This window comes from Actinomadura sp. 3N407, assembly GCF_052245875.1.
In the GTDB taxonomy this organism is placed as follows: Bacteria; Actinomycetota; Actinomycetes; order Streptosporangiales; family Streptosporangiaceae; genus Spirillospora.
Genome location: NZ_JBQQBP010000035.1, coordinates 1 through 25,634 on the forward strand (window position 1 = coordinate 1; position 25,634 = coordinate 25,634).

13 protein-coding genes and 1 pseudogene are annotated in these 25,634 nt (G+C 72.8%); 3 read left to right on the forward strand and 11 right to left on the reverse strand.

Annotated elements, in window-relative coordinates:
- Positions 1–89: 89 nt before the first annotated feature.
- Positions 90–854: a thioesterase II family protein gene (locus ACTWPP_RS42775; protein WP_443110206.1), complete on the reverse strand. Its 765-nt coding sequence runs from the start codon at positions 852–854 to the stop codon at positions 90–92.
- 34 nt (positions 855–888) lie between these two features.
- Between ACTWPP_RS42775 and ACTWPP_RS42780 the strand changes: the two genes are divergently transcribed.
- On the forward strand, positions 889–1,815 hold the full coding sequence (locus ACTWPP_RS42780) for an NAD(P)/FAD-dependent oxidoreductase (protein WP_443110207.1): 927 nt from the start codon (positions 889–891) through the stop codon (positions 1,813–1,815).
- Between the two features lie 6 nt (positions 1,816–1,821).
- Here the strand turns inward: ACTWPP_RS42780 and ACTWPP_RS42785 are convergent, their stop codons facing one another.
- The 8 genes from ACTWPP_RS42785 to ACTWPP_RS42820 all read right to left on the reverse strand — a co-directional run bounded on the left by ACTWPP_RS42785 (position 1,822) and on the right by ACTWPP_RS42820 (position 22,262).
- Positions 1,822–4,185 (reverse strand): methyltransferase, encoded by a 2,364-nt coding sequence (locus ACTWPP_RS42785; RefSeq protein WP_443110208.1) that lies wholly within the window; start codon positions 4,183–4,185, stop codon positions 1,822–1,824.
- Positions 4,186–4,267: 82 nt separating this feature from the next.
- Complete coding sequence (locus tag ACTWPP_RS42790; RefSeq protein WP_443110209.1) at positions 4,268–6,517, reverse strand: ATP-binding cassette domain-containing protein; 2,250 nt, start codon at positions 6,515–6,517, stop codon at positions 4,268–4,270.
- The gene (locus tag ACTWPP_RS42795; protein ID WP_443110210.1) at positions 6,514–7,443 is read right to left on the reverse strand and encodes an ABC transporter permease; all 930 of its coding nucleotides are present in this window, start codon (positions 7,441–7,443) and stop codon (positions 6,514–6,516) included. Before ACTWPP_RS42795 ends, ACTWPP_RS42790 begins: the two co-directional genes overlap by 4 nt.
- Positions 7,440–8,957, reverse strand: a complete 1,518-nt coding sequence (locus ACTWPP_RS42800; protein WP_443110211.1) for an ABC transporter substrate-binding protein — start codon at positions 8,955–8,957, stop codon at positions 7,440–7,442. Before ACTWPP_RS42800 ends, ACTWPP_RS42795 begins: the two co-directional genes overlap by 4 nt.
- A 16-nt stretch (positions 8,958–8,973) precedes the next feature.
- Positions 8,974–15,480, reverse strand: coding sequence for an SDR family NAD(P)-dependent oxidoreductase (locus ACTWPP_RS42805; RefSeq protein WP_443110212.1), 6,507 nt, complete (start codon positions 15,478–15,480; stop codon positions 8,974–8,976).
- Positions 15,477–19,400, reverse strand: a complete 3,924-nt coding sequence (locus ACTWPP_RS42810) for a non-ribosomal peptide synthetase (RefSeq protein ID WP_443110213.1) — start codon at positions 19,398–19,400, stop codon at positions 15,477–15,479. The genes ACTWPP_RS42805 and ACTWPP_RS42810 overlap by 4 nt, the downstream gene beginning before the upstream one ends.
- A 106-nt stretch (positions 19,401–19,506) precedes the next feature.
- Positions 19,507–19,878, reverse strand: a complete 372-nt coding sequence (locus ACTWPP_RS42815; protein ID WP_443110214.1) for a hypothetical protein — start codon at positions 19,876–19,878, stop codon at positions 19,507–19,509.
- Between the two features lie 281 nt (positions 19,879–20,159).
- Entirely contained in the window at positions 20,160–22,262 is a 2,103-nt protein-coding gene (locus ACTWPP_RS42820) for a heavy metal translocating P-type ATPase (RefSeq protein ID WP_443110241.1), read from the reverse strand.
- A gap of 73 nt (positions 22,263–22,335) precedes the next feature.
- Between ACTWPP_RS42820 and ACTWPP_RS42825 the strand changes: the two genes are divergently transcribed.
- Together ACTWPP_RS42825 and ACTWPP_RS42830 are read left to right on the forward strand one after the other, a co-directional pair.
- Positions 22,336–22,707, forward strand: a complete 372-nt coding sequence (locus ACTWPP_RS42825) for an ArsR/SmtB family transcription factor (RefSeq protein ID WP_443110215.1) — start codon at positions 22,336–22,338, stop codon at positions 22,705–22,707.
- A gap of 208 nt (positions 22,708–22,915) precedes the next feature.
- Positions 22,916–23,089: pseudogene (locus ACTWPP_RS42830) on the forward strand (transposase); the annotation flags it as partial.
- 172 nt (positions 23,090–23,261) lie between these two features.
- On the opposite strand, the gene ACTWPP_RS42835 reads toward ACTWPP_RS42830, so the two are convergent.
- A complete protein-coding gene (locus ACTWPP_RS42835; protein ID WP_443110216.1) occupies positions 23,262–24,887 on the reverse strand; it encodes a dihydrolipoyl dehydrogenase family protein in 1,626 nt (541 codons plus the stop codon).
- 117 nt (positions 24,888–25,004) lie between these two features.
- On the reverse strand, positions 25,005–25,352 hold the full coding sequence (locus ACTWPP_RS42840) for a vitamin K epoxide reductase family protein (RefSeq protein ID WP_443110217.1): 348 nt from the start codon (positions 25,350–25,352) through the stop codon (positions 25,005–25,007).
- Positions 25,353–25,634: the final 282 nt, after the last annotated feature.

The window sequence follows — 25,634 nt, forward strand, 5'->3', positions numbered from 1 at the left end:
GACGAGCGGATGGCCGCAGAGCTGTCCGCCGCCGGGCTGTCGCCCGTCCCGGATGCGCCCGAGAACCTGCGCGTCTGGCGCCGGTGATGTCAGGCGGCCCCACGACCGTATGGGGCGAGCACCCGACGCAGCGACACGAGCACGGCGTGACGCTGCGGCACCAGGTAGAAGTGGTCGCCGGGGAAGATCTCCAGCCTCGTCCGGGCCCGGGTGGCGTGCCGCCAGCGGGCCGCCTCGTCCGGGGCCAGGTCGGGGTCGCGGTCGCCCAGGAACACCGTGACCGGGCAGTCCAGCGGCGGCAGCGGCAGCGGCCGGTAGGTCTCGATGAGCCGGTAGTCCGCCCGCACGTAGGCGAAGATCATCGCGCGCAGGTCGGGATCGGCGAGGACGTCGGGCGCGGTCGCGCCGAGGCGCATCAGCTCCGCGTACAGGTCCTCGTCGCCGCCCCGGTGCACGTCGCCGCCCTTCTCATCGTGCGGCGCCTCCCTCGCGGAGGCCACCAGATGGACCGGGCCGGGCAGGCCGCGCCGCCGCGCCTCCTGGGCGACCTCGTAGGCGACGGTGGCGCCCATGCTGTGCCCGAAAAGCGCGTAGGGCCGGTCCGCGACGGCCGCGACGGCATCAGTGAGTTCGGTGACCAGTTCGGCCATGTCGCGGGGCATCGGGTCGGGGAGGCGGTCCTCGCGGCCGGGGTACTGCACCGCGAGCAGCTCGATGGCGGGTGGCAGCAGCTCGGCCCAGCCCAGGAAGGCGCCCGCTCCGCCGCCGCCGTGCGGGACGCAGATCAGGTGCAGCCCGGCGTCCGGGCGCGGCAGGAAGCGGCGCAGCCACGCGCCGCACGCCTCATCAATCAAGATTCCTCACCATTTCCGATATCGGAGGAGTGACATGCATGACGTGATCGTGGTGGGCGGCGGACCGGCGGGGCTGAGCGCCGCCCTGGTGTTCGGGCGGCAGCGCCGCCGCGTCCTGGTGATCGACGGCGGCCGGGTCCGTAACGCGCCCGCCGCCGAGATGCACATGTATCTGAGCCGGGACGGGTTCCCGCCGGCGCGCCTGCTGGAACTCGGCCGCCAGGAGCTGGCCGCCTACCCCTCGGTAGAGGTGCGCCCCGGGACGGTCCTGGCGGCGCGCGGAGCCAAGGACGACTTCGAGGTCGAGCTGGCCGACGGCGCGCGGGAGCGGGCACGGCGCCTGGTGCTGGCCACCGGGCAGGTCGACGAGCCCTACGACATCCCAGGCCTGGCCGAGCGGTTCGGCCGCAGCGTCTTCCACTGCCCCTTCTGCCACGGCTGGGAGACCAGCGGGAAGACCCTCGCGGTCATCACCGCCGTCCCGCAGGAGGCGATGCTGGCGCTGTACGTCGCCGACCGGTTCAGCGATGACGTGGTGCTGTGCACGCACGGCCCGCTGGACCTCCCGGCCGAGATCGCGAAGAAGCTCGACGAGAGGGGCGTTGTCGTCAACACCGAGCCGATCAGCGAGGTGTCGGGCGAGGCCGACGACGTCACGGTGCGGTTCGCGGACGGGAGCGTGCTGCGGCGGCAGGCGGTCTACCACCGGGCGCCCACGCGGCAGCATTCGGAGCTGGCGGCGCAGCTCGGCTGCGAGATTCTGGACGACGGCACGGTCCGCGTCAACGAGCTGCAGGAGACCACCGTGCCGGGCGTCGCGGCCGCGGGCGACACCGCCAAGCTTCCCGCCGTCCCCGACGCCGCGACCCTGGTCTCGCTGGGCGCCGCCGACGGTGTGCGCGCCGCGTTGTGGATGGACGGCGGCCTCTTCCAATCCGATCTCGGCTTCCCTTCCGAGTAGGAGTCGTCACCTGGCGAGGCGGGCGACGAAAAGCCGCAGGCCCGCCTCCGCCAGGGGGTGGCCGACCTGCGGGAGGGTGAACCACGGCCGTAGCCCGGCGTTCTCCAGCTCGCGCGACCACTCCTCGCCGGTGAGGAAGACGCAGTCGCCCGCCGCCCGGAGATCGGCGGGATGGAGACGCTCCTCCCCGGTTTCTGCGGACATGAGGAACTGCATCGAGGTGAGGATCGAGTACAGCTCGCGGGTGGTCTCGACGAACACGAACAGGCCCCCCGGGGCGAGCAGGCCCGCGAGCCGCGCCAGCATCTCGCCCACGTGGCGGGCGTTGTGCAGGACGTTCGCCGACAGCACCACATCGAGGGAGCCCGGGGCGACATCCTGAACCGCGGCATCCCGGTTGATGTCGAAGATCGCGAACCGCACGCCATCGCGTCCTCCGAAGCGCTCCCGGCCGAGGGACAGGAAGTAGCGGGACAGGTCGGTGAACAGGTAGTCGATCTCGGTGCCGGCGAGCGCCGCCAGCGCGTCCGCCGTTGTGCCGCCGACCCCCGCGCCGAGTTCCAGCACACGCAAGGGACCGCCGTGGTCGTTGTTCTCGCCGGCCCAGCGCATCACCTCGCCGACCGCGCCGTTGAGGTAGCGGTTGACGGTGTTCTCGCGGTATGCCCCGTCGGCCGCCTCCGTCCCGTCGTCGCCGAACAGCAGGGTCCGCATCGACAGCTCATCGCGCAGGAGCTCGGGGAGCCGCGCCATCGCCGTGAGCATGAAACCGGCTGTCTGCGCCGGGTAGCCGCTCTTCTCCCCCTCGGCCACCAAGCCTTCCGCCGCCGCGGCCACCTCCCGGCGCGTCACGGGCCGCAGCGCGCCGTACCGGCCGTCATCGTGCCGGACGAGCATTCCTTCCGCCGCCAGGACGTGCAGCCAGCGGCGCAGGATCCAGCGATGCCGGTCGGCGGCACGCAACGCGTCGGCGATCTCGCCGGCGGTGAGCCGTTCGTCCGGGACGGTCAGGCCCACCGGACGCAGCGTGGACGCCATCGCCCGCAACGCCACCTCGTCCAGCCTGCGCAGGAAAACCGGCAGCGCGGCCGGGTCCGTGTCAATGGCCCGGGCGGCGGCCTGTCCGGCGCGCTCCGGCAGCCCGCCCCGGCCGTCGCCCCGATCGATCTCGACGGCCACGTCACGGCACAGCACGCCACGCGCGATCTCGCCGAGACGACGCTCGGCAAAGGAAGGGAACGGGTCGTGCGCCGTGCCGGGACGACCGGCGATCTCCTCCACCGGGACGGCCGCCGCCTCGGGTGGGGCGACCACTCCGAGCCGCGCGGGATCCGCGGGATCCGCGATCACCGCGGCCCGCTTCCCCACCAGCTCCCGCAGGCGCGCGGCGGGCAGCGAAGAGCGCGGGATGCCGTGAACGGTCACCGGTTCCGTTTCCAGCAACGCGTTCAGCGCGGCGGTCTCATCGGCGGCCGAGTCGTCCCAGAGAACGGTCTCCGGGGTGGCCGGCGCCGGGTCGTCGACGTGCAGGACGGCATCAAAGCGGTACCGGGTCAGTTCGGTGTCATCCCACATGGTCTTGGGATGGACGCTCATCCGAAGGGATCGTCCCGTCTCCGCGGCCGTCCGCACGGCCAGTCCGGCGATCAGTGGCGGGTCGAAGAGCAGCTCGGGGTCGCGATCGGCTCGCTGCTCCACACGGCGCGCGAGTTCGCGCGCATCGACATCGGGGGTTTGCGCACGCTCCGCCCAGTGGCAGAAGTCGCGGAGCAGGCGCGCATCGCGCACGTCTCCGAGGATCACCGTCCCTCCGGCGGCGACCAGCTCGACGGCGTCCCGGAGCACCGCTTCCAGGTAGGCGACGCCGGGGAAGCACTGGGTCACCGAGTTCAGGAGCACGCAGTCGGGCCGGGCATCGGGGAAGCCGCCCGCCTCCAGCGCGGCCAGCACCTGCGGGGACCAGGCTTCGTGGGCCGCGGCCCGGACGAACGAGGTTCCCGGCAAGGAGTCGGCGCTCAGCTTCCGGACGGCGGTGTCGGCCACGTCGGTGCCCACGTAGCCGGACACATGGCCGCGCAGCCGATGCATCAGCAGCCCGGTGCCGCAGCCCAGTTCGAGGATCCACCGCGGCCGCAGGCTCAGCACCAGGCCGACCGTGTGGTCGACCCACTCGCGCATGTGCTCGGCGGGCAGCGGGCGTCCGGTGTCGGAGGCGCGCCATCCGGACAGGTCCAGGTCGTTGGCGTGGTGTCCTTCGGCCTTGGTGTACGTCCAGTCGTAGACCTCGCCCCAGTGCTCCAGGTACTCCTCGACCAATCCGCCGAGAGCCCGGCGCACCGCGAGGGCGGACGCGGCGGGCCGGACGCGCACGGTTTCTCCGTCAGGCGCAAAGCGGGCGTCCTCGATCCAAGGGTGCGCGCGAAGGGGACGGAGAAGATCATCTTTGTGGTGGTCAGCGGGCACGGCCATCGGTCTCCGTTCGTGCGGGTGACTGCGGGACGAGGGTGCGGTCGTGGACGTGCATGATGCAGTCGGCGCCCGCGGCCACCGAGTGGTCGTGCGTGACCAGGAGGACCGCCAGGCCACCGGTGCGCAGGCTCGCGAGCAGGCGCAGGATGGCGGCGGCGGACGCGGCGTCCAGGGCGGCGGTGATCTCGTCGGCGAGCAGAACCGCCGGTCCGGCGGCGAGCGCGCGGGCGAGCGCGACCCGCTGGCGCTGCCCGCCCGACAGCTCCCCCGGACGACGTGTCGCCAGTTCCGGGTCGAGCCCCACCTGGCGGAGGAGTTCGGGGACGCGTTCACGCGCCTGAGCGTGGGTCGTCCCGGCCAGCAGGCAGAGCGGGCGGGTGAGGGCGGTCGCGACACGGTGCGCGGGGTTGAGGGCGCCCGCCGGGTCCTGGGCGACGAACTGGATCGCGCGGACCTCGCCGCGTCCGCGTCCGTCCACGGGCCAGGCCGCCGGGCGTCCGAGAACGCCGAGGTCGCCGCACGCGGGGGCGTGCAGTCCCGCCAAGGCGCGCAGCAGCGTGCTCTTGCCGCTGCCGGACGGCCCGGTGACGGCGACGAGTTCACCGCGCCGCAACGACAGGTCTTCGACGCCGAGCAGAGCGGCGGGCCCGTGGGCCAGGCGCAGACCCCGCACGGCCAGCACCTCATCGGCCACCGGCGGCGGTCCGGCGGCGTGCTCCGGGACGGGCTGCGGTAGGGGGCGGCTGGCACCGGGCGGGGTCAGGTCGATGATCCGGTCGGCGACGCGGGCGACGAAGGTCTCATCGTGGGAGACCACCAGCGTGATGGAGCGCCCGTCACCGCGGCGGCGCTCCACCGCGTCCGCCACCAGGTCGAGAGCGCCCTGGTCGAGTCCGCTGGTGGGCTCATCGAGGACCAGCAGCGCCGGGTCGGTGAGCAGCGCCCGGGCAAGCGCGACCCGCTGCGCCTGCCCTCCGGAGAGCCGGTTCGCGCGGCGCGACCAGAGCCGCCCGGCGTCGAGGCCCAGTTCCGTCAGCATCGTGCGGGCGGTGGCCCGTGGCTCGCGGCGGCCATCGAGGACGGCGGCGCCCACGGTCATCAGCGGGTCCAGCGTGGTGACAGGGTCCTGGTCGACAAGACCGACGTGGACGCGCCGCCAGCGGCGGGCCGCTCGGCCGGAGGGGACGTCGTTTCCCTGCCAGCGCATGGCGCCACCGGAACGCTGAAGCCCCTCCCCCAGCAGATCGAGGACGGCCCGCAGCGCCGTCGTCTTGCCGCTGCCGGACGGCCCGGTGATCGCGACCACCTCGCCCGGCCCGGCGCGCAGGGCGAAGCCCGTGATGATGTGCCTGCCGAGTGGATCGACCACATCGAGCCCGTCCACATCGAGCCCGTTCACAGCGGGCCCCGCGTCGACGGGCCGCGACACCGCCTCGACTTTTGTGATCTTGGCCGGGCGTGGCGTGCGGGTGGCGGCGAGGCTCTGCGCGAGCACGGCGGCGGTCACCGCCAGGACGGCCAGCGCGGCGGCCGGTGCCACCAGCGCCACGGGGTTGAGGCCCGCCCCCGGCAGGTTCTCCCGCAGCATCAGCCCCCAGTCGGGGGCCGGCGGCTCGGGTCCGAGGCCGAGCATCCCGAACGCCGCCGCGAGCTGCAATGCCAGGACGAAACGCAGCACCAGGTCGGCGGCGGCCGCCCCGGCCAGCGAGGGCAGCACCTCCCGGCCGAGGATCGCGGCGGCCGGCTCGCCCCGTCCCCGGGCCGCCTCCACGTACCCGGAACCTCTGGCCTGCCGGGTCAGGTCCCGGATCACCCGCAGGCCGAGCGGCGCGCCGCCGCAGACCGTCCCGGCGACCACGGCGGCGGGCGCGGGCAGCGCGACGGCCAGCACCATCGCCTGCAGCAGGAACGGCACCGCGAGCAGCAGGTCGGCGAGCCCGCTCAACAGGCGATCGGCCCGGCCTCCGGCCCAGCCCGCGGCCAGCCCGCCCGCGGTACCGAGAACGGCGGCGGCCAGTGCCGCGGCCAGCGCCGTCGTGGTGAGCGCGCGCCCGCCCGCCAGCACACGCGACAGCACGTCGCGGCCGGCGTCGTCCGTCCCCAGCAGCGAGCCGTCGCCGGGCGGGGTCCAGGGCGCGCCGACCGAGGCCGCCGGATCATACGGCGCGAACTCCCCGCCCAGAAGCACCGCGGCCATCAGAAGCAGCGTCCATGCCGCCGGCGCCCGGCTCATGCGGGTTCCCGGTGGGGGTCGGTCAGCGCGGCGAGCACGTCCGCGGCGAGCAGCCCGGCCAGCACGGTGCCCGCCGCCAGCATCGCGACCGCCTGCACGACCGGCACATCGCGGGTCCCGATCGAGCTGACCAGCAGCTCCCCCAGCCCGCTGTAGCCGAACAGCGTCTCCACGACCGCCGTCGCGGCGAGCATCCCGCCCGCCACCACGGCCAGCACCCGCACGGCCGGCGCGAGCAGGTAGGGCAGGACGTGCCGCGCCGCCACCCGCGTCCCGGGCACGCCACGGGCGACGGCGGACGACACGTGCGGGCGGCGCACCGTGTCGGCGACCGCTCCGCCGAGCAGGGCCGCCCCGAACGCGGCGGCCGGGATCGCCAGCGCCAGCGACGGCAGCACCAGGATCTCCGGGTGTTCCAGCGGGGCCCCGTCCGGGGGCACCAGCGAAACCGGCGGCAACCAGGCGAGCACCCCCGCGAACAGCGCCACCAATCCCGCGGCGAACACCACCTGCGGCACCGCCGCGAGCGTGGTCACCACCCCGGTGAGGGGACCCCGGCGGCGGGACGAGGCGGTGCCCACGCCCCAAGCGAGGGCGGCCATCAGCGGGACGGTCAGGGCGAGCGCGCATCCCGCCAGGGTGAGCGTGGCGGGCAGCCGCTCGGCGAGCATCTGCGCCACGGGCCGGTCGGTGAGCAGGGAGTCGCCCGCGTCCCCGCGCGCCAGCCCGGCGAGCCAGTCCGCGTAGCGCCGCCAGGCCGGGCGGTCCAGCCCCAGCCGGTCGCGCAGCTCGGCCGTGGCCGTCCCGCCGGAGCGGGTCTGCGCCGCGTCCGACGGGAGGAGCTCGGTGGCGCCGAACACCGCCACGGAGACCAGGAGGAGCAGGCCGGCGGCGCGTGCGGCCGAGGCGAACAGGCGGGCGATCACCGGGTCAGCCGCACCCCTTCGATGAAGTTGCTCTCGAATCCGGGGCCGGTGGGCAGGCCGGTGACGCGGGCGGAGGTGAGGTCGAGGCCGTCGCCTGCCCCCCAGACCACGTAGCCGCCTTCGTCGCGCAACTCCCGCTGGAGCGCACCGAACTCCTGGCGCCTTTCCTGCTCCTCCGTGGTGGCGAGGGCCTTGTCGAATCGGGCGTCCCATTCGGGGCGCTTCCAGGCCGTCTCGTTGGTGGGTGCGTCGCCGAGAAGCGATACCCGCGCCACATCAAGGAAGGGGATGCCGCCGAAGAAGCCGGTGTAGAAGTCGGCCTTGGCGAAGACCTTGGTCCAGTAGGTGTCCGGCGGCTCCATCTTCACCTGCACGGTGATGCCCGCCTCGCGAAGCTGCTGAGCGAACAGGTTCGCCGCGGTGTCCATACCCGGGTAGGAGGTCGTGGTCGCCAGCGCGAGGTTCAACCCGCCGCCGTGCCCGGCCTGCCGCAGCAGGTCCTTGGCCTTGGCGACGTCGCGGGTGCGTTGCGGCACGTCGCGGGGGCTGGACGGGTCGGCCGGGGTGAGCAGGTCGTTGCCGACCTTTCCGTAGCCGAGGAACACCTTGTCGACCAGTTCCCGCCGGTCGGCCGCCAACTTGATCGCCTCCCGGACCCGGGGGTCGTCGAACGGCTCGCGGTCCAGCCGCATCACGAACGGGTACATGGTGACGGCGGGCCGGCGCACGACCTCAAGGCCTGACCTCCCCTCCGCCTGGCGGCCGGCGGCCGGGCTCACGCTGCCGGCGACATCGGCCTGCCCGGACATCACCGCCTGGGCGCGTGCCTGCGGGTCCGCCACGGCCCGCACCTCGATGCGCCGCACCGCGGGCTTGGGCCCCCACCAGCGGTCATTGCGTTCGAGGACGGCGTGCTGCGGGGTGCCGCCTGTCATCCGGTACGGGCCTGACCCGGGGGGCGGCTCGGCGAAGTCCGTCGTGCCCTCGGGCACGACGAAGGTCACCGACTCCAGGGCACGCGGGACCTCCGCGTAGGGCTTGGTGGTGGCCAGTTCGAGGGTGTGGTCGTCGATGACGCGGGACTTGGCCATGTCGAACATCTGCAGGCGCCCGAAGTTCTCGGCGGCCTTCTGGTGGATGCGGCGCAGCGAGAACAGCACGTCGGCGGCCCGGACGGGACGGCCGTCGGTGAACGTCACGTTCTGCCGCAGCTCGACCGTCCACGTGGTCAGGGATTCGTCCGGGGTCATGGAGGTGGCGAGGCGGTATTCGGTGGTGCCGTCGGCCTTGGGTTTGGTGAGCACGTCGTACAGCAGCGCGAACCTGATCAGGTCCGACTGGTTGCCGATGCCGCCGTGCGGATCGTTGATCGCGGTGGCGGGGGCACCGACCGCGACGTAGCGCAGCGTGTCCCCACCGGACGGGGCGGCCGCCTCGCCGTCTCCGCCGCATCCAGACAGGGTGAAAGCCAGCCCGAGGGCGAGCGCGCCGGCGGTCTTGCGAAGGGGTCTCATCGGATGTTCCGTTCTTTCAGTGGTGGGCGAGCGCCCGGTTGATGAGCTCGGCGAGCCGTGCGAGGGCGGGCGCGCGCAGCAGGCCGTAGTGGTCGGCGTCGATGCCGTGGACGTCGAGCGGGCCGGCCAGATGCCGTCCCCAGCCGAGGTCGGGCAGTCCGGGCGGGGTGTCGTCCACCCCCATCCCGATGCCGGAGTTGCGGGACGCGGGGCGGTCGGCACGCACCAGCAGCGTCACCGTGGTCGCGTCGGTGAGGGACCTGGGGGTGTGCCGAGCCAGGCCGTGAAGGTGCCGGGCGAACACGGCGACCCGGTCCGGCGCGTCGTCGCGGCGGCCGAGGAGCCCGTGGTCGCGCAGCCGCTCCGCGACGTGCGCGTACCGGCGGTCCGGAGGCAGCGCGAGCAGGGCCGCCCGGCCCTCGGTCGTGCCGACGCCCAGGTCGATGCCCTGGAAGGCCTCGAAGGCACCGAGCAGCCGCACGGTCGCCTCGGCGTCAGCGGCGTCCGGGGTCGGCGCCTCGATCGGGGTGATGTGGGTGGGGTCGTTGGAGTCCAGCATCACCAGCAGGCCGACGGTCTCGCCATGCTCGTGGAGGAGGCGGGCGACCTCCTGGCCGAGGCTGCCTCCCATCGACCAGCCGCCCAGCAGGTAGGGACCGCTGGAATCGCCCCGGATCACCTCGGCATAGCCCCGGGCGAGTTCGGTGAGGTCGGTGGGCGCCTCGCCCTCGCCGACCAGGCCGGGGTCGGTGACGGCGACGACGGAGAAGCGTTCGTCCAGCAACCTGGACAGCTCCGCGTAGCACATGACGTCGCCGCCCGAGGGGTGCAGGAGGTAGAGGGTGCGGTCGCCGGCGCCGTCCCGGAGCGGTACCAGCACGTCCTCGGTAACGGCCGCGCCCTGGGTCTCGTCCCAGGCGGCGGGGTCGCCGGCCAGGCGCCGCAGCCGCGCGACGTAGGCGGCGAAGACCCGGTCGACCTCGCCGGCCGGCAGCACGCCTTCGACGAAATCCCACTGCAGCAGCAGCTCGCCGCGCTGGACGAGGACCTGGTGATCCAGCCAGGTCTGCGGGGTCTGGCTGAGCGCGTGCACCTGCTCGCCGACCCACTGCAGGTCGGGTTCGCCGCCGACGAGGTCCTCCAGGCCGAGCGCGCTGGTGAACACCACCGGAACCGAGGCGACCTCACCGGTGCGCGCCGCCCGCTCGGCGAACAGGTCCAGCGCCGAGTACGCGCGGTGGTCCAGATCGGCGAACAGCCGCCGGTGCGTGGCCCGCACGTGCTCGGTGAAGGAGCCGGGCTCGCGCCGGTCGACCTCGTGGACGAGCAGCGAGGTGAAGTCGCCGACCACCGCGTCGACGTCCGGGTGCGTCGGCGGGCGGTCGAACAAGGTCAAGGTCAGCGCGAAGTGCGGACTCTCCGACCAGGCCGCCAGGGCCTCGGCGTAGGCGGTCAGCAGCACGGCCGTCGGCGTGGTGCCGCGCCGCGCTGCCTCGCGGCGCAACGCGTCCCACTCGGCGCCGCTCAGCCGGTCGGCGCGGCGCGCGAACCTCGGTGGCCCGTCCGGGGCGGCGGCGGGCAGCGGCGGCGGCCCGGGAATGGTGTCGAGACGATCACGCCAGTAGGCGGCGGCGCGACGCCAGTCGTCGCCGTCCCGGGCGGCCTCGACCGCCCGGGCGCACGCGGCGAAATCCACGCCGATCTCCGGCAGTGGGCTCTCGGGGTGCTCGTAGCAGTGCCGGACCTCGCGGTCGATGATCCAGTAGCTGCCCGCGTCGCAGATCAGCACGTCCACGCCGATGCAGAGGCATACCCGGCCGCCGGGGAGGCGGGCGGCCTGGATCTGCACCAGCGGCCACCTGTCGGGCGGGCCGGGGTCGCGGGACACGCGGTCGCGCAGCCGGGCCAGCCGGTCGGCGCGGGCCGGTTCGGAGGCGCCGGTCAGGTCGTGGACGCGGATCCGGTAGTCCGGGACGTGTTCCAGGGTCTTCAACCGGCCCTGGTCGGTGACGACCGTGCGGAGCATCGGATGCCGCGCGATCACCTTCCTCCAGGCGGCCTCGTAGCGGGCGAGGTCGAGGTCAGGGCAGTCGTACTCCAGGTAGAAGGCGCAGGCGATGTCGCCGAGGGCGTACCCGCCCCCGCGCCCGACCCAGTACGCGTGCTGGACGCGCGTCATGGGGAACGTGGCGTCAGACGACTCTTCTGCCGGAGCGGGGGCCGGGCTCGGCGTTGGTTCCGCTGGGCCGGTCAGGAGTTCGGCGAGGCCCGCGACGGTCGGCCGGGTGAACAGGTCGCGGAGCCGCAGTTCGACGCCGAAGATCCCGCGCAGGGTGGTGAGCATGCGGGTGGCCAGCAGGGAATGCCCGCCGAGCGCGAAGAAGTCCGCGTCGGGTGAGGTCACCGGTACGCCCAGCAGGTCCGACCACAGGTCGGCTACCGCTCGCTGCTCGCCGGTCAGCTCGGCGCCGGCCGTGCCGTCGCCGGTTCCGGAGGATGCTCCGGGCGCGGTGAACGCCGCGGTGGCCATCCGTTCTCGCAGGTCGGTGGTGGAGACCGCGACCACGGGCGGCAGAATGCCGCAGTCGCCGCCCGCCAGTACGCGGTCGAGGGCGCCCATGCCGGTGCGGGCGTCCAGCGCGTAGGGCGACCGCACTTCGCGCTCACCGCCCAGCGGGCCGACCTTCCACACGTCCCACACGACGCTGACCCATCGGGTCTCGGACGGCGTGAGCGCTTCGGCCGTGGCGTCCAGGTAACGGTTGGCGGCGCAGTACGGTCCCATGCCGATGCCGCCGACCAGGGTGCCCGCCGACGACATGAGCACCACCGTGGAGGGGCGCCGGTCCGCAGGTAGCGCGTCCAGTGCGGTCCGCAGCGCCAGCGCGCCCTCGACCTTGGCCTGGACATGCCCGGTCACGTGCTCGGGAGTGATGCGGCGCAGCGGCTGCAGGTCGGCGCTGGCCACCACTCCGGCGGCGTGCACGACCAGCGCGATCGGCGCCTGGTCGGCGAGTTCGGCGAGCAGGGCCATGGTCGCGGCGGCGTCGGCGGCGTCCACCCGCCGGACCTGGACGTCCAGGCCCTCGTCGGCGAGCATGCGCAACCACTCGGCCTGCTCCCCGTCGGTCGGCGGCTCACTCCTGGAGGTGACGACGACGCGGAGTCCCCGGCGAGCGAGGTGCGCGGCCGTGGTCAGGCCCACGTCTCCGAGTCCCCCGATGATCAACGCGAGGTGCCCGGCCTGGAACCGCGGGGTCTCCGAGGCGGGACGCCACGACCGGACCCCGCGAATCCATCGGGTACCGCCGCGGACGGCGACCTCTTCCCCGGAAGGCGTCTCACCGCTGAGCTCCGCCGTCACGGCGGCGGCGAGGCCGGCCCCGCCGTCCAGGTCCAGGGTGCGCCAGCGCAGCCCAGGGTGCTCCTGCGCGAGAACGCGGGGCAGCGCGTGTGACGCCGCCGCGACGGGATCGGGGTGATCGGCGCTCTCCACGCACTGCGCCGACCGCGTGACGTGCAGCAGCAGGCCGGGCGGCTCGTCGGCGGCCGAGATGACTTCCGCCAGCCGCGCATAGGCAAGGATCTGCTCGGCCACCTCTTCCGGTCCGCCGTTGTGAGCCAGCGTGATGGCACCGGCCCAGTCGCCGGACGAGGCGTCGTCCACCTCCGAAAGCGCGACCGCATCACCGCTGAAAGTCCGGCAGAGCTCCACCACCGCGGTTTCGTCATGACCGGCCACGAGCCAGCGGCCGTCGATACGCGCGACCGGATCGAGCGGGACCGCCTGGTGCCATACAGGGATGTGGAGTAGTTCGGTTTCGTCCGGCGGCTCTCCGTCGGCGTGGAGGGCCGGACGCTCGGGCGGATCGATCCACAGACGGCGCCGCTGGAACGCGTATCCCGGAGCGGACACGCGGCGGCGGCCGGGAACGTGCGTGGCGGGGAAGTCGACGTTCACGCCGTGCGCCCACAGCTGTCCGGCGGCGGCCCGCACGGCGGCCAGATCGCTGTCGTCGGTATCGGCCGCGAGCGCCGGCAGCGCAGCGTGGAGCCCGGGCAGGTCATGGCCGCGGGCAAGCGTCGCGAGCGCCGCTCCCGGCCCGACCTGGACGAGCACCACCGGCCGGTCGGCCGTCCCGCCCACGGTTTCGACGGCCGTGCGCAGCGCCTGGGAGAACAGGACGGTCTGCCGGAGCTGGCGCACCCAATGCTCGGCCTCTCCCAGCTCGGTGTCCACCGCCGTTCCGGTGACCGTGCTGATCAGCGGGACGGCGGGGGTGCTCGCCTTGATCCGGGTTGCCGCGTGCCTCATGTCCGGCAGCGCGGGTTCCACCAGGCGGGAATGCGCGGCCCCGTCGAACCGAAGCCGGGCCGGCCGGAGACCGCCGGCGCGCAGCTCGGCCTCCAGCGCCTCCACGTCGGTGCGCGGCCCGGAGACCGCGCAGGCCGTGGGGCCGTTGACCGCTGCGAGGTCGACGCCCGGATGGCGGGACAGAAGGGTGCGCGTGTCCTGCTCGGGCAGCGGGACGGCCAGCATCGCACCGTCTCCGGCCGCCTCCGCGAGCGCGATGGACCGCACCGCGATGAGGCCGGCGGCGTCCTCCAGCGACAGGGCGCCGCTGACCACGGCCGCGGTGTACTCGCCCAGGCTGTGCCCGAGGACGGCATGCGGACCGACGCCCCAGGACCCGAGCAACCGCGCGGTGGCCAGCGAAACCGCGAACAGGGCGGGCAGCCCATGGACCGCCCCGTGGACCTGAGCCGTGTCGATCACCTCGCCCCGGATGATCGGGCGGATGTCCACCTTGAGGAGATCGGCGAACAGCTCGGCGCACTCATCCACACAGGCCGTGAACACCGGCTCGTCGGCGTAGGGCTCCGCTCCCATTCCGGGGCGGGCGCTGCCACCGCCGGGGAAGGCGAAGATGACGCGCGGTCGCGCGGGGACCGGCGCGACCGGCACCGCCGCGCGCAGCGCGGACGCGAGGGTGTCACCGGTGGCCGCGACGGCGAGCCGGTGCGGGAGGTGGTCACGGCCGGTCTGGAGCGTGTGCGCCAGATCGGCGGTAGCGGCGGCAGCGACGGAGTCCTGACGTTCCGCCCATGCGGCCAGGCCGGCGGCGGTCTCCCGCAGCGCCACCGGATCGTGCGCCGAGAGGACGATCGCCTGCGGCCGGGGATCGGGGGCGGAAGGCGGGCGGTCGGGCGCAGGCCCCACCACGACATGCGCGTTCGTCCCGCCGATACCGAACGAACTGACCCCGGCGAGCCGTGGGCCGTCCCACGGGCGGGTCTCGGTGACGACCTCGAAGGGAGACCCGTCCAGCCCGAGGAGTTCGTTGACCGGATCGGCGTGCAGCGAGGCGGGCAGCGTCCCCGCGCGCATCGCCAGCACGGTCTTGATGAACGACGCGATCCCTGCGGCGGAGTTGGCATGGCCGATGTTGCTCTTGACCGACCCGAGCCCGCACCAGGCCGGGCCGGTGTCGCCGAAGACGCGGCGCAGCGCCCCCACCTCGATCGGATCCCCGATGCGGGTCGCGGTGCCGTGCGCCTCGACGTATCCGACCTGCCGCGCCTCGACTCCCGCGACCGCATGCGCCTCGGCGATGGCGGCCGCCTGGCCGTGCAGCGAGGGTGCGGTGAAACCCGCCTTCGCCGCACCGTCGTTGTTGACCGCCGATCCCGGCACGACCGCCAAGATCGGATCGCCGTCGTCCAGAGCGTCCCGCAACCGGCGCAGCACGACCACCCCGGCGCCCTGGCTGTAGACGACTCCGCTGCCGTTCGCGGAGAACGGGCGGACTCTGCCGTCCCGGGAGTAGATACCGTCGGCCATCGACAGGTACCCGCGCCCCTGCGGCACGATCAGCGAGACCCCGCCCGCCAGTGCGGTGTCGCATTCGCCGTTCAGCAGCGACTGGCCCGCCAGGTGCACCGCGACCAGCGACGTCGAGCAGGTGGTGTTCACTGCGACCGCAGGTCCGGTGAGGTTCAGCCGGTAGGCCGTTTGCAGCGGCATGTAGTCGGTCTGCGTGGCGATCGCCGTCTGCAGGCTCCCGGCCGGGTCGGCCCCGCCACCGGTCGGATCCCAGCGATCGGCCAGGTTGCTCGCCAGGTAGGCGCTCTGCGCGGCACCGGCGAACACCCCCACCGATCCGGCCCCGCGCCCTCCCCCGTGCCCGGCCTGTTCCAGGGCCCGCCACGCGCACTCCAGGAACAGCCGGTGCTGCGGATCCAGCAGCGCGGCCTCAGCCGCAGCGAACCCGAACGGCTCCGGGTCGAACATGTCCTGGCCGTCGATCAGCCCGGCGACCGGCACGTACGCGGGGTCCCGGCGAAGCCTGCGGGGTACCCCGCGCTCGGCGAGTTCCTCATCGGTGCACCGGACGAGGCCCTCGCGACCCTCGACGAGCATCGTCCAGAACGCCTCCGCATCCGGGGCACCCGGGAAACGGCAGGCCAGCCCGGTGACGGCGACGGCGGTGTCCGGATCGGGAACGAACTCCCGGCGGCTCATCGGGCGACCTCGGCGGCCTGGAGGCGGGCGAGACGCCGATGGTGCGCCCGCCGCGCCGCCGGATCCGTTGGAGGTGGCGCCTGCTCGGCGGCCGGTTCGCCGTCGGGTTCGGCGGCGGGCTGGACCGAGGTAGAGGCGTCCTGTTCCGTGCGGGAAGTGATCAAACTCGCGAGTTCGCGCACCGTCGGACTGGTGAACAGGTCCACGACGGACAGGCCGGGATCGAGGCGTTCGGTCAGCCGAGCATGGGCGCGCACGAGGGTGAGTGAGGTGGCGCCCAGGCGCATGAAGGGAGTGTCCGGGTCGATCGAGGCACCCCCGAGCAGGCCGCTCAGCGTCTCGGTCACGAACCGTTCGATCTCGGGATCGGCCTTCGGTGCGGCCCCGGAACCGTTCGGCGAAGAGGCGGAAGGCCGCGGTACGGAGGCGGACTCGGCGGTCCGCTGGGGCGCCGGTGCGGGCGAAGGCGGGAGGGAGGGCGGGAGCGTCGGCGCCGTGACGACGCTGAGTTCGATCAATCCGTCCGCGGGCAGGCGTTCATGCAGGGTCAATTCCTGACCCGCCGCAGCGGCCGACAGCCGCCCGGCCCACTCACCGGCCGCCGCCAGCGCCCGCGCCGGGGTGAGCGTGCCCCCGGAGATGCGCACGGCCACGTCGAGCCCCTGCTCACCCGCCTGCCGCAGCAGCGCCGCCAAGTCCCCACGTTTGCCCGCGGCAGCCGGGTGCGGCTCCGCGTTCGCGGACGGCTCCGCCTCGTCCGGTGTTCGCGGAGGCGCGGTGGTCCGGTCGTAGGGGTCGGGCAGGGCCTTGTAGTCGATCTTGCCGTTGCCGGTGACCGGGAAGGCCTCCAGCCACAGGATCCGGCTCGGCACCATGTAGTCGGGCACGCGCTCGCGCAGGTGTGTGATGAGTTCGTCGTCGGACGGCGGGGCGGCGGGATCGGCGGCGGCCAGGTAGGCGACCAGCCGGGGCCGGTCGTCGGGGCCGCGAACCGACGACGCCACCGAGTGCCGCACACCGGGCGCCCGGTTGAGCGCGGATTCCACCTCGCCGAGTTCGATGCGGTGCCCGCGGATCTTGACCTGGCGGTCGAGCCGGCCGAGGAACTCGATGGTGCCGTCGATCCGCCACCGCCCGAGGTCGCCGGTGCGGTACAGCTTGCGCCGCAGCACCGGGTCGGTGACGAACCGTTCCCGGGTCTGTTCGTCGTCCCCGATGTAGCCGCGGGCCAGGCCGTCACCGCCGATGTGCAGTTCGCCCGCCTCATCGACCGGGCACGGCCGCCCCTGCTTATCGAGGACGTGGAACGACTGGCCGCGCAGCGCCCGCCCGTACGGGATGCTCGGCCAGGACGGATCGACCTTGTCGATCGGGTAGCAGATCGACCAGATCGACGCCTCCGTGGCTCCGCCCAGGCTCACCAGCCGCGCCTCGGGCGCCAGCGCGCGGATCCTGTCGGGCAGCGTGACCGGGATCCAGTCGGCCGACAGGAACACCAAGCGCAGCCGTCCCAGTACCGCGCGGGCACGCTCGGGCTCGATCTCGGCGTACTCGACGAGCATCTCCATCAGCGCGGGTGCGGTGTTCCAGACGGTGACCCCGTGCCGCTCCATCAGGTCGAGCCAGTGGCCCGGGTCGCGTTGCCGGTCGGCGTCGGGCAGCACGAGCCCAGCGCCGGTGCCCATCACCCCGAAGATGTCGTGCACCGACAAATCGAAGCTGAACGCCGACAACCCGAGCACCCGGTCGCCCGGGCCGACCGGGAAACGGTCGATCAGGTCGTCGATCGTGGTGCGGGCGGCCCGGTGCTCGATCGCCACGCCCTTGGGACGTCCTGTGGAGCCGGAGGTGAAGATGACATAGGCCAACTCGTCGGCCGCGGCCGTGTCCGGGTCGGCCGTCCTCCCGTCCAGTAGCTCCGCCAGCGTGTGCATGCTGACGTGGCCGGGCCACGCGACGCCCGAACCCGCGGGAACCAGTGCCCTCGTCACACCCGCCTGCTCGCACACCGAGGCGATCCGGCTCGCCGGCCAGGACGGCTCCACCGGCACGTACCCGGCGCCGCTCGCACACACGCCCAGCAGCGCGGTCACCTGCTCGACGCCCTTGTCGAAGGCGACGGCGACCAGCTCACCCGGCCCGGCGCCCAGCGCGGCCAAGGCACCCCCGATGCGCCCAGTACGCTCGGCCAACTCCCCGTGACTCAGACCGCCGGACGAGTCGAGCAAGGCCGCCTCGCCGGGCATGGCCCGGGCGGCCACGCGCAGTGGATCGTCCAGCCGAGGCCCCGCCTCCGGGAAAGGACGGCAGTCCAGGGGCTCCTCCGGCTGAAAGCTCGGATCCCGCCCAAGGCCGGGATCGTCCCAGATGTCCGGCTCGATGGCGAGCCGCCGCAGCAGCCGCAGGTGCGCGTCCCGCATGCCCGCCACGAACCCCTCGGTGAACGCATCGTCGACCGCGTCCCAGGCGATCCGCAGCCGTCCCCCTTCGTCGTGGACGATGTGGTCCAGCGCCACCTGCGGGGTCTGGGAGATCCCGAAGACCTCCTCGCCCAGCCATCCCGCCGGATCCCGCTCCGGGTCGGACAGGCCCAGCCCGCTGGTGAACACCACCGGATGCGTCGGCGTGAGATCAGTGGCCCCGGCATCGCGCAGGACCTCAACACCCGACACGGCGCGGTGTTCCATGTCGGTCCAGAACCGCCGGTTGACCCGCGCCGCGAAGTCGGCGAACCCGCGTGTTCCCGGCTCCGGCACCTCCACCAGCAACGTCGAGGTGAAGTCACCCACCAGATGTGCCAGCTCCGGGTCGTCGGGCCGGTCGAACAGCGTCGTGTTCAGGCAGAACGGCACGCCCGCGCCCCATCGCGCCAGCACCAGCCCGAACGCCGCCAGCAGCACGCCCGTCGGGCTCAAGCCCCGCTCGGCCGCCCGCTCCCGCAACGCCCTCCACTCCACGGCCGACAACTCGGCCGGCCAACGGCCGAAGCGATGCGACCGCAGCTCCGCCAGATCGGTCGCCCACGGGAGCCCGGGGCCGGAAGGAAGCATCCGCCCTCGCCAGTACTCCCGGTCGCGCTCCCTGCGACGCACCTCGTCCGGATCGGCGGCCCGGCGCTCGACCAGCTCGGCGAAGGAGATCGGGGCCGCCGGAAGCACGGCATCCGGATCCTCGACCAGCCACCCCCACTGGTCCAGCACCTGCATCCAGCCCGCCAGATCGAGGGCGAGCACGTCGATGCCGAGCAGGACGCGTGTCCGGCCGTCCGGAAGGAACGCCGCACGGACGTCGAACAGCGGCCACCGCGACGCGTCCCGCACCTGGTGCGAGCAGTCGTGGCGCAGCTCGCCGAGGCGGCGGTCCGCCTCCTCCCGCGTCACCGCCCGCAGATCGACGACCTCGATCTCATACGGCTCCACGGCGGGAAGGATGTGCTGCCGCCCCTCCCCGTCCACCACCATGCGAAGCATCGGATGGTGCTCCACCAGGCGATTCCAGGCGAGGGTGAGCCGGGCCAGGTCCTTCTCCGGTCCCTCCGGCCCCGGCACCCGGTCGTACTCGCGGTAATAGAAGGTCGCGACTCCACCGAGCGGAAACCCTGGGTTTCTGCCGATCCAGTACGCGGTCTGCAACGGAGTCAGGGGGAAACCCTCGTCCAGTGGGGTTCCCTCGCCGAGATCGGCGATGCCCGCCGCGACGCTCCGGACCGTCGCGGCCCCGAGGAACGCGGTCATCGGCAGGTCCAAACCCAGATCCCGCAGCCTGCGCCGCAGCCGCACCGCGGTGAACGAGTCCAGTCCAAGGACGGTCAGGACGGCGTCGTGATCGACCGACCCGGCGGCCAGACCGAGCACCTCGGCGACCACCCCTGCGACCTCGTCTACCGACACCAATAGGGACGAAGGCGACCTATCAGGCATGACGCTCCTTCAACTGCACGGAGGAAAGACGAGAATCAGAGGTGTGATCGCAGGCCCTGACCGGGCGAGGTCAGGCACGCACTGTGGGGACGTCGAACGAGTCGGCTCAGAACGGGGTGGGGCGGAGCCTCGATGCCAGGCGATCGGCCTCCAGATCGCCGTCGGCCAGCCAGGACGCGACGGCATCGGCATCGTCGAGAGTTAGGACAGGCCCGACCGGGATCATTTCGCCACGGGGTTTGCGGTCGGCGTCGCAGCGCTGGACGGCCAGGTAGGTGCCGCTGTCATGAACTCCCTCCGGCCGCCCCTGTGACCGGCAGCGCGGCGCGCGCAGCAGGCATCCGCTGCGGACGAGGACACCATGCCGGCTCCTCCGGACGACGTCGGCGAGCCGTGACTGCAGGAGATCACCGCCGGAGCCCGGCGGATCACAGGGACCCGCCCGGCAGACGACCACCGTGAACGCCCGATCGGCCACTGAAACCCTCCCGCCATGGTCGACACAGGGATACCTTAACGATAATGAAAACGATTATCAACGTCTATATGTCGGTGACGACCACGGGCCTGCGCGGGTGTCAGACCGTGCCGACGGCGATGAGGGATGAGGCGACCGGCTACTGGGCTCGCATGCTGGCCACCGCCACGGCTCCTGGTGGACGCAGCTCCCCGCCCTGATCAGGGAAGCCGGTTTCCACGTCGAGGACGTGGGCGACGTGCGCCCCATGCTGCGGTACGTCCGCGCCGACCGCCCATCTCTCACGTCGCCGCCTGGCGGTGTGGGGTAGCGGGGATTTCTCCTGGGTGCGCAGATTGGGCGGGGCGCGGCCAGGCGGCGGATCGGAGGAGGCGCAGGCCGTTGAGGCCGACGATGACGGTGGAGCCTTCGTGGCCGAGGACGCCGAGCGGCAGCGGGAGGTGTCCGAGCAGGTCCCAGGCGACCAGGATCGTGATGAAGGCCGCGGCGGTGATCAGGTTGGCGGTGACGAGGCGGTGGGCGCGGCGGGACAGGGCGATCGCTGCGGGAATGGCGGTCAGGTCGTCGCGGATGATGACGGCGTCGGCGGTGTCCAGGGCGAGGTCCGATCCGGCCTCGCCCATGGCGACGCCGGTGTCGGCCTCGGCCAGGGCGGGCGCGTCGTTGACGCCGTCGCCGACCAGCAGTACGCGCTGCCCGCCGTCCTCGATGTCCCGCACGACCTGTGCCTTGTCCTGAGGCAGGAGATCGGCGCGGACGTCGGTGATGGCGAGGCGCCCGGCGAGCGCGGAGGCGGCGCGTGAACTGTCACCGGTGAGCAGGGCCGGGGCTGTGCCGGTCAGGGTCTTCAGCGCGGCGACCGCCGTCGGGGCGTCCGGGCGCATCTGATCGGCCAAGCCCATAACAGCGGCCGGTCGACCGTCAACGGCCATCGCCACGGCGGTCTGTCCAGCGGCCTCCATCGTCGCCACGGTCTGCGTCCGGACGTGGTCGTCCAAGAGATGCGCGGGGCTGCCGATCTGGACCTGGTGTCCGTCGACCCGGGCGGTGACGCCCCGCCCGGGGATGGAGACGAAGTCTTCCGCCTCGGACAGAGTCAGGGCGGCGTCGTGCGCGGCCGTCACGATCGCCCGGCCCAGCGGATGCTGCGACGGGCGCTCGGCGGCGGCGGCCAGGGCGAGGACCTCCCGTTCACCGCTCGCCAGCCCCAGGGCCGCCGTCGCGCCGGGAAGCAACTCGATCCGCTCCAGCCGCGGGACGCCCCGCGTAAGAGTGCCGGTCTTGTCGAAGGCGACCCGTGTGGTCCGTCCGAGGCGTTCCATGACGACGGCGGACTTGACCAGCACGCCGTGCCTGCCGGCGTTCGCCATGGCGGCCAGAAGCGGCGGCATCGTCGCCAGCACCACCGCGCACGGCGAGGCGACGATCATGAACGTCATCGCCCGCAGCAGGGTCGGCCGGAGTTCGGCGCCGAAGAGCAGCGGCACGACGAACAGGACCACCGTGGCGGCGACCATGACGACGGAGTAGCGCTGCTCGACCTTCTCGATGAACAACTGCGATCGGGCCTTGGTCCGCGACGCCTCGTCCACCATCGCCACGATTCGGGCGACGACGGTGTCGCCGGCGGGACGGGACACCCGGATCCGCAGGGCGCCCGTCCCGTTGCCGGTCCCGGCGAACACCTCGTCCCCGACGTGCTTGACGGCTGGCAGCGGCTCACCGGTGATGGTCGCCTCGTCCACGTCACTAGCCCCGGCGATGACACGACCGTCGGCGGCGATCCGTTCACCCGGGCGCACCAGGATCACATCCCCGACCGCCAGCTCGGCGGCCGGGACGGTCTCTTCGACGCCTCCTTCCCCCTGCCGGCCGTTAGATTCCGCAGGCCGGTCCGGCGGGGACAGCCGGGTGGCCGTCTCCGGAGCCAGGTCCAGAAGCGCCCGGACCGCATCGGCGGTACGGGCGGTCGCCACCGCCTCCAGCGCACCGGAGGTGGCGAAGATGACGATCAGCAGGGCACCGTCCAGAACTTGCCCGATCGCGGCGGCACCGGCCGCCGCCACGACCATCAGCAGGTCCACGTCCAAAGTGCGCACACGCAACGCCTTCACCCCGGCCAGCGCAGGTTCCCAGCCGCCGGCGCCATAGCAGGCCAGCAGCAGCCCCCACGAAGCCCAGGCCGGCGCACCCACCAGCCAGGCCGACGCCCCGGCGGCGAAGAACCCGGTCGCGACGACCGCCCAGCGCACCTCGGCGAGCGCCCACGCCCGTGTCCAGGTCCACGCCGTCCACCTCCATGCCGTGCCGGCCCCGACCGGCCCGCCCGTACCCGGTCGGCGCGACCGGGCATGTTCCTCGTCATCCCGGACGCCGGTCTGCATCGTCACGCCGGTCTCCTCACTTCAGGAAGATATGAAGATATATTCATTTATACGGAATTGCTAGCATCGGGTCATGGGTCATGGAATCGAGGGCCGCGCCACCCCGCCGGCGACGCTGGATGCCACCACCGCGCTCAGCGTGGCCGCCACCCTGCAGGCTCTGGCCACCCCGTCCCGGCTGCTGATCCTCGGCCGGCTCCGCCATGGGCCCTGCTCGGTCACCGAACTGGCGGAGGCGGTGAACATGGAGCAGTCGGCCGTCTCCCACCAGCTTCGGCTGCTACGCAACCTGGGGCTGGTCGTCGGTGAGCGCGCCGGTCAGCGGATCGTTTACCGGCTGCACGACAACCACGTCGCGATGCTGCTGGACGAGGCCGTCTACCACAGCGAACACCTGCGCATGGGCGTCCACGACACCGACCCGAACCTCAGCACCGGCTCCTGATCGCGCAGGACGGCGCCCGCATGCTGTCAGGCCCTCTCAGCCCGCACGCCGGCGACGTCCGGCGAGGGACGGCCGCGATGGGACCGGCTCTGCGCCGGCCTTGTTCAAGAGCTCACGGTCCAGAGATCCGCAGGCATCAGAGCGGCACTCCGCACGGCGAACGGACAGGCCCGCTGGCTCCGAGCACCGGCCGCTCTGCCTTTGTTAGGAGACCCGTCGGCACACCGACGTGGTCGGGATCTTCCCCGACCGGGCCGCGATCGTCCGCCTCGTCGGCGCGGTGCTGATGGAACAGACCGACGAATGGACCGAGGCCCGCCGCTACATGGGCCTGGAATTCCTGGCCAAAGCCCGCCTGCGCGTCATCGAGACCACCACACACCCGACCCCGAGATCGACAACCGAGAACTCACAGCTTAACCTGCAGAAACAGAATCACGCGGAGATCAACTCTTACACCACTCCGCTGGACGTGACCCGACCGGGGCACCAGCTGGGCCGAGGAGAATGATCCGGCCGGAGACCGCGCGGATCCTAGCTTCTGCGTCCGATCGTCACAAGTACGGCCTGCTCGGTCGTGGAGGTGGACTCGGTCCTGCCCGCGGACCCGGTGGCGCCCTCCAGCGCCTACGGCGCCATATATCCCGGTGTCGGCGTGCCGGGCCACAGGCGCCCTGGCGGCTGGAAGTCGTCCTCGGCCGGCATGCGCAGACCGCTCGGTTCATTCCCCACCACTCCGCCGTGCCGGCAAGGCTCGTGCTCGCGGCGGTGCCGGTCGTGGTGGCTGGTGTTCTTAGCGCCCTAGTTCGGCGCTGAGCTGGTCCGGCCGCTTGGACGATGGCGTCGGTGTAGGTGGGGAACTGGGCGATGCCGTCGGCGAGGGCGTCGACGGTGAGGTGGTGGCGGACGGCCAGGGCGGCGGTGTGAATCCACTCGCCGGCGTGCGGCGCGATCGCCCATGCGCCGATCACGGTGCGGCGGTCACGGTCGGCGATCAAGGTGAAGGTGCCGGACGGGTCGGTTTGGTAGGTCCACGGCCGGGCCAGCGTGTCGGCCAGTTGGAGCGTGGTGGCGGCGGTGTCGATGCCTTGCCGGCGGGCCTGGTCGGAGGTGAGGCCGACGGCGGCGATCTCCGGGTGGGCGAACACCACGCGGGGCACGGCGGTGTAGTCGGCGGTGCGGGGGCGGCCGAGGATGGTGTCGGCGACGATCCGGCCCTGATACTGGGCCACGTGGGTGAAAAGCCCGGCACCGGTCACATCACCCACCGCCCATACCCGTTCGCCTGCGCGGCAGTGCTCGTCCACCGCGAGTTCGCCGCGCTGCCCGGGTTGAATACTGAGGGTCTCCAAGCCGAGGCCGGTGGTGTTGGGGCGCCGACCGGCCGCCAGCACGATGACGTTGGTGCGCACCACGGTGCCGTCGTCCAGGTCGACCACGGTGTCGCCGCCGTCGCGGCGGGCCGCTCGGGCTTGGCGGCCCAGGCGGATGTCGGTGCCGTCGGCGGCAAGATGGTCGGCCACCAGCTCGCCCAAGCGGGGTTCTTCGCGGTCCAGCAAGCGCGGACCGCGCTGGACGATGGTGACCTCGGTGCCCATGCGGGTCAGGAACTGGCCGAGTTCGACGCCGACGGCGCTGCCGCCGATGAACAGCGCCCGCCGCGGGATTTCGGTCAGGGTGGTGGCCTCCCGGTTGGTCCACACCGGCACCTCGTCCAGACCCTTGATGGGCGGCCGGGGCGGTGCCGATCCGGTGGCCACGATGATGTGGGCGGCGGTCAGCCGCTCACCGTCCACCTCGACCCGGCCCTGCCCGCCGCCCTGCCCGCCATTGCGGCCGGTCAGGCGGGCGGTGCCCTTAATGACGGTCGCGCCTTGCCGGCGATAGCCGTCGATCTGGCCTGTGTCGTCCAGGTGGCGGATCATGTAGTCGCGATATTCCCGCAGCGCCGCCCAGTCCAGGCCGGGTCGCTGCAGCCCGGCGGCGCCGGCGGCCTCGGCTTGGGCCTCGGGTGGCCGCAGCAGCGTCTTGGAGGGGATGCACGCCCAGTACGCGCATTCCCCGCCGATCAGCTCCCGCTCGATGACGGCGACCCGCAGTCCTCCCTCAAGCAGCCGGGAAGCGGCCACCTCCCCGCCGGGCCCCATGCCGATCACGACCGCATCGAAACGCTCCACCATATTCGCCTCCTCGATCGGCGTCCTTCCCGCATGCGGCGCACGCACGCCGCCGGGTCCCGCGGCAGTTGGAAGCTGAGCGGCGATGCGGTAGTGCCACGCAACCGGCAACAGGTTCGCTCACTGCCGGCGTGTGCGGAGTTCGGCCAGCGCGGCGCGTGCCTCCGGGAGCGCAAGAGGCAACGACGCCATCGATGACAGTGCCGCCAGGGTGCACCACGAACAGACCCGGCGGTGTTTGGTGACCTGTTCGGCCAACAACAGCCCCGCAGTCACAGCATCGATCGCCACCTTGGCCGCCGACACCATCGCAAGCCAAGGACGCGTTGCTGCTCGGTTGTCCGGCCCCATCCCGACCAGCGTGAGCGTCACGCCGGCGCTGGCCGGCCCCACAGCCGCATCGGCGGTCTGCAGCACGCGATAGGCCTCGGGGGCGGCGTCCACCCGATCGGCATCCAAGCCGGCCATGACGGCTCGGGGACCCGCCGCAGTATCCCGAACTGATAGGCCGCCACCACACCGTAGGCCCCTGTACCGACCAACGTCAGCAGCGCGACCCGGCGGCGGCCACGGACATGGGCGAGGCACTCAGGCGAAGATCATCACTGACCTCTTCCGCTGCCGCAGACCAGGATCGCCGCGAGATTGTCCTGCAGGATAGGCCGACTAGCTGGTCACCGGCCGTGAGAAGTCCTGTCAATGACAGGCACCGCATGCTCTTCTGTGAAGCCGTGGGCCGAGGAAATCGGC

Bases quoted from the DNA above. Each gene is read 5' to 3' on its own strand.
- ACTWPP_RS42805 (WP_443110212.1), bottom strand. From the start codon at position 15,480: ATGAGCCGCCGGGAGTTCGTTCCCGATCCGGACACCGCCGTCGCCGTC.
- ACTWPP_RS42780 (WP_443110207.1), top strand. From the start codon at position 889: ATGCATGACGTGATCGTGGTGGGCGGCGGACCGGCGGGGCTGAGCGCC.
- ACTWPP_RS42810 (WP_443110213.1), bottom strand. From the start codon at position 19,400: ATGCCTGATAGGTCGCCTTCGTCCCTATTGGTGTCGGTAGACGAGGTC.
- ACTWPP_RS42835 (WP_443110216.1), bottom strand. From the start codon at position 24,887: ATGGTGGAGCGTTTCGATGCGGTCGTGATCGGCATGGGGCCCGGCGGG.
- ACTWPP_RS42825 (WP_443110215.1), top strand. From the start codon at position 22,336: ATGGGTCATGGAATCGAGGGCCGCGCCACCCCGCCGGCGACGCTGGAT.
- ACTWPP_RS42820 (WP_443110241.1), bottom strand. From the start codon at position 22,262: ATGCAGACCGGCGTCCGGGATGACGAGGAACATGCCCGGTCGCGCCGA.
- ACTWPP_RS42790 (WP_443110209.1), bottom strand. From the start codon at position 6,517: ATGAGCCGGGCGCCGGCGGCATGGACGCTGCTTCTGATGGCCGCGGTG.
- ACTWPP_RS42840 (WP_443110217.1), bottom strand. From the start codon at position 25,352: ATGGCCGGCTTGGATGCCGATCGGGTGGACGCCGCCCCCGAGGCCTAT.
- ACTWPP_RS42800 (WP_443110211.1), bottom strand. From the start codon at position 8,957: ATGAGACCCCTTCGCAAGACCGCCGGCGCGCTCGCCCTCGGGCTGGCT.